Here is a 9,605-nt window from a genome sequence, read left to right as displayed (position 1 = left end):
GCAGTAAAGCGGTTCAGGCAGACAGCGCCGATCGCGATGCCGTGACCAAGCTGGAACGAGATCCCGGGCCTTTGGATGTGCTGGTGGTGAATGCGGGCGTGGCACTTTTTGGTGATGCGTTAGAGCTGAAAAGCGATGCCCTAGATCACTTATTACGAATCAACATTCACGACACTTATCACGCTGCGGTGGAAGCAGCGCGTCAGATGACAGAAGGGGGTCGCATTATCGTCATCGGTTCCGTCAACGGAGACCGGATGCCAATGTCAGGAGGCGCGGCCTATGCCGTCAGCAAATCGGCCCTGCAGGGATTAGCGCGCGGTCTGGCACGAGACTTTGGACCACGTGGTATTACGGTGAATGTCGTCCAGCCGGGTCCCGTCGACACCGATATGAATCCGGCAGACGGCCCGATGAAGGAGCTGATGCACAGTTTTATGGCCATTCAGCGTCACGGTAAACCTGAAGAAGTGGCCGGTATGGTTGCCTGGATTGCCGGTCCGGAAGCTTCATTCGTGACAGGCGCTATGCACACGATTGATGGCGGATTTGGCGCGTAAGATGTCATCGATGAACTTGAGCCAGATTGCCTCAATAAACCTGGCTGCATTTGCTCTTTCAGCTGTGAGTGTTCAGATATGACTCATCGCTCTTCACCTGATTTCTGCCCGCCTGCTTAGCGGAATAGAGCGCCATATCGGCCTGCCTGATCAACAATTGAGCCGAGCGATTTTCTCTCTCAGTGTTCAGCGATGCACATCCCGCGCTCAGCGTCACCCGTTGGGAAGCTAACAGAGACGAGTCATGGATGATGTCCTGCTCACGTACAGCTTGCACAGCAGCCACAGCCACCGCCATCGCATGTTCAATATCAGCACCGGGAAGTACGATGGCGAACTCTTCTCCGCCATATCGTGCCACCAAATCGGTACCGCGCAGAGAGATGGCGTTTATCGCCAGCGCCACACGCTTCAGGCATTCGTCCCCGGCCACATGGCCGTAAGTGTCGTTATAGCGTTTGAAATAATCGATATCGATCATCACCAGCGAAACCGGCTCGTTGTGCGTGTCTGCGGCCAGGATGCACTCCTCAAGGTAGCGATCAAATGCACGTCTGTTCGCGAGCCCCGTTAACGCATCCGCATGCGCCAGTCTGTTCAGCGCACAGTTGGCTGCACTCAGCTCATCACGAAGATTGGTCAGTTCAAGCTGATAATGCAGGCTATGTCTGGCCTGACGTAGCACGAATACGCCCATGGCAACGATGGCGGATAACAGTGCAAGACTCAGCAACACATCCTGAACGCGTCCTTTCATCCATTTAATGAACAGGCTATGCGTGTCATACCCTGCTGCAACCACCAGCGGGTAACGATCCGATCGTGCAAAACCAAAAATACGAGGTTTTCCATCAAGAGCCGAGGTCCACTGCCCGCTTCCGCGGTTTGTGCCCTGCAGCATCTGCTGAAACAGATGGCTGGAAGAGAGATCTTTGCCGATAAAACTATCAGGCATCGGCCGTGCGTATAACACGGAACTGTCAGCCAGCATTAACACCAGCACGTCCTTAGGACCCATCTCGTAATAAGCGTAAAAGTGCCGGAAATAGTCAACTTTCACCGTAGCCAGCAAGACGCCCTGAAAACCGCGCAGCGCATCGCTGATGCGAAGTGAGACGGGGATCACCAGATCACCGGTGCTTCGGCTACGGATCACCGGACCAAGATGAATGCTGTTGCGCGGATTGTCGCGTTGAAACCTGAAGTACTCGCGATCGGAGTTATTGATGTCTGCCGGTATCTGCGATGCAGAGGTGGCTATCCACTTGCCCTGGGCGTCGTAATAGAAAAGACCGTGCAGCTGCGGCAATCGCCCCTGAAGCTCCCGCATGGTCTGACTCAGATTGCGGCTATTGATACCGGTCACCAGCTGCGATTCAACGTCACGCTGCATTTCACGCATCGCGAGCTCAGTTTGCAAGAAAGTATCTTCTGCCTGCCGCGCCTGCGACAGCGCCAGGTTCGTCGCTGTTTCTTCACTCTGCCTGACAGTATCATTCCAGTCCTGATGCAGCGTCCATATGCTAATACCTAACACCGCGGCAATAAGCACAATGCCTGCAAGCGTGATACTTCTGATGAGGGAGTGATAAAGGAGCCCTGCCTGTTCGCGCGTGTCTTTTTTATCCACCCTTATCCCCATCATCTTTATCCAGCATTCAGTTAAGCAGATAAAGAGAAATGCGAAAGCTTGCCTGGCATTACCCGCTAAAAAGGCTGAACTATAGGATATTTCTTGCTGCCTGGTGTTGATAACGCTCAGGAATGATTACCAATTGATATTAGTAAAAATAACGAAGGGAGTTAAACAATAACGTCTGAATAAAGATATGGATTTCTGTGATGATTTTTAGAATGCCATAATCAAATTTCTTTTATAGACGCCATGTTGAAACTGACCTGCCTGACAGGCCAGTTTCTATCGATGACAGGTTTTAAATATTTAATCCAGCGCGCCATTATTATTCAACCTGCTGAATAAAGCATTTTAATGACGCAGCGGATTAACAGCATGAACTGGCGTCTCTCTCAAATCAGTTCCCGACGATTGCATTACGCCGATTCAGCAATGACCGATTTAAACTGAGCGTGCCACATATTATAAAACTTGCCCTGTTTACCCATCAACAGAGCAAAACTTCCGTTTTCGATCACTTTTCCCTCCGCCATGACCACGATTCTGTCGAACTCTTTGATATTTCCCTGACGGTGAGTCACGGCGATAACCGTCGTGTCGAGTGAAAGGATTTCATTAAACAGGCGATGTTCAGTTTCTGGATCGAGCGAGGATGAAAACTCATCAAAGATGAACAGATTGGCTTTAAGGTATAACGCACGCGCGATCGCCAGCCTTTGCCACTGCCCGATTGAAAGTTCATCACCGCCAAACTGTTTACCCAGTCGGGTCTGCTGCGGATGAGGAAACGCGACTTTATTGAGTAAATCGTCAACCTGAGTGGAATGCGCTTCTGTGTCATACTGACTCAGTGCGATATTCTCACCGACGGTAAATTCATACTTGCCGTAGTCCTGAAACACAGTTGCCACCTGCTGGCGGTAACCGTCAATCTCCAGACTTTGTAGTGGAACACCGGATACGCTGATATCACCCTGTTCATAGGCATACATCCGCAGCAGCATTTTAATCAGCGTGGTTTTACCACTTCCGTTATCCCCCAGAATCGCCACTTTCTCACCTGCCCTAATCACAAGATCAATGCCGTCTAAGGCCTTCTTGCTCCGGCCTTCATAACCAAAGCTAAGATGCTTAATACTGAGTGAGAACGGCGTGTTATCGGGGAGTAATTTTTGGCCGTTGGTAACGGGCTCAATCTCCTCGGTCATAAAGGAGTGGTAACTATGAAAAAAGCTGCCCATTGATGTCAGATTGGCACCGTAATTCGCAATTTCATCCAGATGCGATTTCATCATCACAATGGACTGAAACACCATCACTAACGCGCCCACCGCGATATCACTGCTGCGCAGATTGCTCAGGAAAAGATATACCCCGGCAAATAGCATCACCAGGCTAAGCAGCATGGCGGGAATGGGCGTTATCAGCGCCCTGACGCGTTGCTGGTGCATACGTTGATAGGTATTAAATGCTGACCCTGAGAACTTTTTTAGCAGATAACTACCCAGCCCATAGAGTCGAATTTCCTGTAAAAAGCTTTTATCCATACTGACGCCATAGACGTAACGCATTGCAATTGCGTCCTTAGCGTTTTTGAATAACTCGTGCACATATTTTTTCTGGATATGGATATTAATGATAATCATCGGTAATACGGACAATGCGCAAATGGCCGCCCCAATCCCTGAATACGCTATTAGCACCAGTAGCAAGCTTCCAGCCATCACGGCGGCTCTGAAGGCGTAAATAATGCAAATGATGAAATTAAGCGGTTGATAGGCTGCTTCTTTTTTCAAAAATTCCAGCTGCTCGTAACGCTCCTTGTTATCAAACAGGCTCAGAGTAAAAGATTCATTCATTCTCCGCATAATATTTGCGCTGAAATGGCTGGTCGAAATTTCCGTCACATCACCCGGAATGAGATTCACCAGCGGGGTCATCAGTTGAATACCCAGCAAAGACAGACACCAGATGGCAACACTGAACATCAGTGCATGATCATTGATTTGAAGCGTATGGAGTGTGTTAATTATCTTTCCTGTCATGAAGACATTAAGCGCCGGTATCAGGCCCTAAAGAAGGACGATGGCGATAAGTGCAGTAATACGAGATACTCCCCCCTCATATTGACGCAGGCCAAAGCGCTCACTGAGTCTATCTATTGCCAGCCAGTCATGATGAGCGAGCGCAAACGTGAAATGAAGGGGATCTACACCTGATCAGGATCGCGTGGAGCGAGTCGATCTTGTGGAACAACCACTTTAGAGAGTAAACCACTCCTCCATACCCTAACGCGCTGCAATGATGACAATTATCCGTTCCTGTGCACTCGCGCTCATCACCTTTATGTTAGTAATTACCAACACCAGTATTGGCAAGCCTTGCGAGGTTAGTAATCACCAGGGGGGTAGATTAAACATAACCACTATAGTGAGTAGTTACTCTCTATAGTGGTTGCTTCTACTCTCTATAGTGGATGTTTGATCCTCTGCCCTGCAAATCAACGATCTTGCGATTGATATGGGATCTTCAAGTTCTTCCGATATGTGCATTGCTTAAAAGTTTACTCTATAGCGGTTAGCCAAAAAATCAAACATCAAAAATAAATCCTATAAATCAAACACTTAATATAATTAAACGAAACCAAATAACCGCTATAGAGAGCAAAGTCACTCTCTATAGCGGTTATTGCAGGATGCGAAAATCCCGCAATTGAGTGCGTGTTAGCAGGATCTCAGGCTAAGCCACTCATCAATGCCATCAGCAGCGCTATCCACTGTAGTGAGTAACTCCTCCCTATAGTGGATATACAGAGAAGGAAAAGCAGTTTCCGGCAGTGAAAGAGAATAACCCTATGATAATAAAACAATAAGAGTTGAGTTTTAGGCGGTATTGAACATAAATCACACTGTTATCTGAACAAATATCCCTCAATAATCATCAAATAACTCAAAAAGATAGAAGTGATAACGTCACTTCCGTCGAATAACCACTATAGAGAGCACATACCTACTCTCTATAGTGGTTGTTAAATCTGGGGACGATCCTGGATCATTCCATGATGACTCACCACAAGCAGCCCCCTCTTCTATCACACTGAAAGCAGTCACATTGCGGGTTTTGGCTGAGAATGGTGCAAATTGTGAGCGACTTCCAGATAACCACTATAGAGAGTACAAGCCTACTCTCTATAGTGGTTACTGGGTCACAAATGTCTTGATAGCAGTGAATGTGGGAGGTGAACAACGTGGACTGCAGCAGCAAATAACCGCTATAGAGAGCAGTTACTCTCTATAGCGGTTACCAAATGGGGGCTAATTCAGAAGACTACTTCACTTTACCTTTGCGTATTTCCTCGAGGATCTTCAGCTCCGCTTTTGAAAGCATCACCATTTCACCCTGCGGCTCGCTGACTGCAGCAACATCATTAGTCTCGATAGGATCATCCAACTCCAGCTCATCTTCGAGAATATCCGGCAGCTTGAGTGGCAACTCTGCAGGTTTGAGCTTTGGCCGACGATAATGAATGTGGAATACCACGGAGCTACCGCGTTTTAGCTCAGTATAATCAAGGTAACCAATGTCTTTGAGCTGCTCCATCGCCCTGCGCACGGTCGCATTCTGCGTGATGGGACGAGAAGTCAGATTCAGACGTTGTCGCAGGCGCGCCATGGAGATGGGCGCCGGATTAGGAGGAAGGCTTTCGATGAAGGTATAAAGCGCCTGAGCGGACTCCTTACGAGCCAGTGCGTTTATGGCGCGCAGCTGCAGCAATACCTTGCGGTCAAACTGATACAGCTCGAACAGCTTTGGATCGGCCTGAAGCTCCACCGTATCCTTTTTGACACTGTATTTTGCGGATTGCACCAGATGCGTGACATAGAGTTCATCTTTGTCAGCAGTACCGAACTGGATGGTATTGGATGCAATGCGGATCAGCGAAGCTTCCAATCGCTCCCTCAGCTTGGCTGAAGATCTTGAAGAAGGAATGCCGCACAGTTTGACGAACTCGACGAAGGGTAAAACCACCTTGTCATTCGTCACGTTATACTTCGCAAACGCGTGAATGATCCCTACCCAAGTCTTAAAATCATTGTCCATATCGAGTCGCTGGCCAATGATCCTGATCCTTTCATAACCTTCTGATTTAACGAGCGACAGTAACTTAAGTTCGTTCGTGACATCAGTAACGGCTGTCGTGTCGTTTTTACGGTTATTGGTCGATTTTAACGTAGGAACGAACAGTCCCAATCGCATTAAAGCAACCGGTTGAACAGTGTTATCTCTGTTGGGGGTAAGTACAACCAGTTCGCCAGTTCGTTTATCTGTTTCTGAAAAGGCTTCAACTATCTTGTTGTTTTTTAGCTCATTTTCCGACATTTTCGAGGATCCGGTTTATACACAGGGACATCGCGCGTTTACTCTCTATAGCGGATACTAGCACTCACTTCATCGGTTAGACTACTCTCTATAGAGGATAATTTACTCTCTATAGCGGTTAGTTTACTCATTATAGCGGTTACCGATATCTCCTCAGGGCATGTGGCACAAGGCTTTAACCGTAGTGGGGATCTATTAGGAACTTATATGATCTTATGTGGATCTGTTCTTGGATCGGGTCAGTGAATAATGGGGATAACCTTTACGGGATAACGGCCGCTGAAATTCAGTCAATCGCGTCACTGGAAATCAAAGTTATGCACAGCGGGATCAGTTACACACAGCTTGCATCCTTGCCTGCTCACTACAGCGGTTATCAGTCACTCTCTTCATCGGTTGTTTCACTCATTTCATCGGTTATTTTCCTCTCCACAGCGGTTAGTTTACTCCTTATAGCGGTTATTAAGGTCCTTTCAGACCAGTCATATCAAGGCCTGCAGCGATCCGGGATCTTCTTTGATCTCAATGGGATCTCATTATGATCGAATAATTGGATCTACCCTGTGGATAAAGGGGATAAAAATCAGCGTTAAATGAGGCTGTTAAGCAGGTTTCAGCCGGAATACGGTGATTTCGTTCAATCCTGAATGTCGATCCCGAGAAAAGATCTACTTGTATAACTTGTTGGCCTGGATGAGCCCAGGTTTTGGTATAAACACAATCATCAATCAGATGTTCGTAAATTCAGCCTGTACAGGGTCTTTTGGCGGGTTGAGAGGATTAGGCTTGCCAGATACGATAATTGAATTTAAATGGATTAGAACGCTGCTGAAGCGCTTAGAAGCACAGATTCAAACGAACGTGGCTTACTGAAAAGTGGGAACAGTAAAAAAAGGACGTGAAAATCACGTCCATTTTGGATTTGCGTTGTATGAAGGAGCCGGATCAAGACTTAGAAAGGATCGCCTTAATAGCAATATCGATCTCTTCCAGCGTATTGGCAGGCAAACGGTGGAATTCATAATGCACATGGCGTTTTTCTGCGTTAGTTTTGCGCTTAGCGTAAGCGGTACGATCTGAGAAATGGCCAAACTTCTCAGTGGTGACACTTTTGTTTTTCACCGGCTTAACCAGCTGCTTTTTAGCAGTGGTGAAAAACGACAGGATCCGGGTTTTCTGATCATCGGAGGCCAGTTTGTGCAGCGCCTGATCGTCATCCATTCGCTCTTTGACCTGAGCCACAACCTCTTTAACCGCCACACCCTCTGCTTTCGCTTCTTCTGCCACATCCAGCAGCAATTTGTAGTCCGGAATGCTGAGGTCGGAAACAACCGGTATTAACTCGATAAATTCAGCAGGAACCCACGCAGCCTGAAATGCACGCGTTACTTTGGCGTTCGATATCCCTTCTGCTTTCGCGATCTCGGTCTTGTTCATACCCTGCGCTTCCATCATCAGGAAACGTTGACCCAGTTCACGTAGATTGTGTTCTTTTGCAGTCTTAATATCGGCGGCCAGCTTGCGGGCATCACTGATATCAATGTCATCCTCGGTCTCCAGAACTTCGTGACCCGTACCGGCGAACAGACAAGCGGCACGACGACGAGAACCATCCATAATTTCAATGCGGCCATCCACCAGGCGGCCAATTGCCGGAAAGAACTGCTGCAACTCAATGGTGCGCGTAATGTCTTTTACTGATTCTTCAGTGAGCGCTGACTGGTCTCGCCCATTCACCTGCGCGTCAACAACGGTTTTGGTTTCCACTTCACCGCTGGGAATGAGCTGGCGGCTGAATGTCGCTGTGTTACCCGACTTCAGAGTGAATACGCGTGACTGATTGCCGCTGTTGATAAAGCTCGACATCTGGGATTGGCCCATGGTGCGGCCAATTCTTTTGAGTGATTTGGGTTCGGTCACTTGGTACTCCTGATATATTCAATGCGGTCAAATACAGCGCGTGAAAAATTCTCGGCTTCCTGTTTCGCCTTTCTGAGTGCATCGGCACTGCCTGGATACGAAGTCGGATTTGCGCTGATCACCGTGTCAAATGACTCACCACAGCGCTCAAAACCATCTAAACGGGGTAATACCGCATCCAGCATCGATTTTGTGAACACCTCACGTGCATAGCTATGAGACGTAATGTGGTCATGTTTGGTGGTCATCTTCGACATAAAGCCAATATTTGCTTTCAATCTTGGCTCTATCCCCTCGTTCTCAATGCGCTCAAGCATTTCCGGCAGTCGCGTCAGGTATTTCATCGTTGAGTGAAAATCAACCTGTGCTGGCGGTGTCGGCGTAAGCAGTAAGTCACTGGCGGCAATGGCATTGAGCATAAATGCATCAAGATGCGGACCGGTGTCGATAAAGATGAAATCGTAATCTTCAGCCAGACGATCAATGACGTTGCGGCGCAGAACTTCAGAGGGTGCGATCCCAGGTAGATTCTCAGCAACCAGTGCATCCCAGTCGCTGGCGACAAAACCATCATCGATCGAAGCGGGCATCACATCAACGCCTGGCATCACAGTGGGTTTCACAAACTGCTCACGCAGCTGCTCAGTGCTGACATCGTTCAGCATCGCCTGTGCAGCCGTTTCCAGCACCGAACCGACACTGTTGGTATGGCTGAGGAACATGGTGCTGGAGGCCTGCGGATCCAAATCAATCACCAGAATTCGCAGATCATTATGCAGCAAGCCTGGGTGAGCACGTAAACCGTGTGCCAGGGTAACGGTCGTGACGGTTTTGGACACGCCACCTTTGAGATTTACAACAAAAACGACGAAGGGATCTTTATGTTTGTCGCGATATTTGGGCACCTTGCGATGCTTATAGATATCGACGACGTTTTGAATGCTCATTGCATATTGAGAAGTGCTGCCCGTCTGCTTTCTGCCGAATTCATAACTCGCCTCTTCCATCTCTCTGATGGCGGCGGCAACCGCGTGTTTACTCTATAGCAGTAAGTTGGCGACGGCATCACGAGTAAAGGTATGGTACTAGCCTTCCTGGTTAAATTCCTG

Annotated in this window: 5 protein-coding genes and 1 pseudogene; 1 reads left to right on the top strand and 5 read right to left on the bottom strand. The window is 48.1% G+C overall.

The window, feature by feature from the left end; all coding sequences use genetic code 11:
• Positions 1–560: SDR family oxidoreductase (gene bdcA, locus RT340_RS19385; protein WP_313377527.1), on the top strand; the 560-nt coding region annotated here is incomplete at its 5' end.
• Positions 561–618: 58 nt separating this feature from the next.
• On the opposite strand, the gene RT340_RS19380 is transcribed toward bdcA, so the two are convergent.
• The 5 genes and pseudogenes from RT340_RS19380 to RT340_RS19360 form a co-directional block, all read right to left on the bottom strand.
• Positions 619–2,190, bottom strand: coding sequence for a sensor domain-containing diguanylate cyclase (locus tag RT340_RS19380; protein ID WP_313377526.1), 1,572 nt, complete (start codon positions 2,188–2,190; stop codon positions 619–621).
• Positions 2,191–2,612: 422 nt separating this feature from the next.
• Positions 2,613–4,241: an ABC transporter ATP-binding protein gene (locus tag RT340_RS19375; protein WP_313377525.1), complete on the bottom strand. Its 1,629-nt coding sequence runs from the start codon at positions 4,239–4,241 to the stop codon at positions 2,613–2,615.
• 1,282 nt (positions 4,242–5,523) lie between these two features.
• On the bottom strand, positions 5,524–6,576 hold the full coding sequence (locus tag RT340_RS19370) for a RepB family plasmid replication initiator protein (RefSeq protein ID WP_313377524.1): 1,053 nt from the start codon (positions 6,574–6,576) through the stop codon (positions 5,524–5,526).
• Positions 6,577–7,521: 945 nt separating this feature from the next.
• The gene (locus tag RT340_RS19365; protein WP_313377523.1) at positions 7,522–8,496 is read right to left on the bottom strand and encodes a ParB family protein; all 975 of its coding nucleotides are present in this window, start codon (positions 8,494–8,496) and stop codon (positions 7,522–7,524) included.
• Positions 8,493–9,605 (bottom strand): annotated as a pseudogene (locus RT340_RS19360) (AAA family ATPase); the annotation flags it as partial. The pseudogene RT340_RS19360 and the gene RT340_RS19365, both read right to left, overlap by 4 nt.

This window comes from Pantoea sp. CTOTU50773 (assembly GCF_032082325.1).
Taxonomy (GTDB): Bacteria; Pseudomonadota; Gammaproteobacteria; order Enterobacterales; family Enterobacteriaceae; genus Pantoea; species Pantoea communis.
Note: the sequence above shows the minus strand (reverse complement) of the source record. Positions and strands in the feature narration are given on the sequence as shown.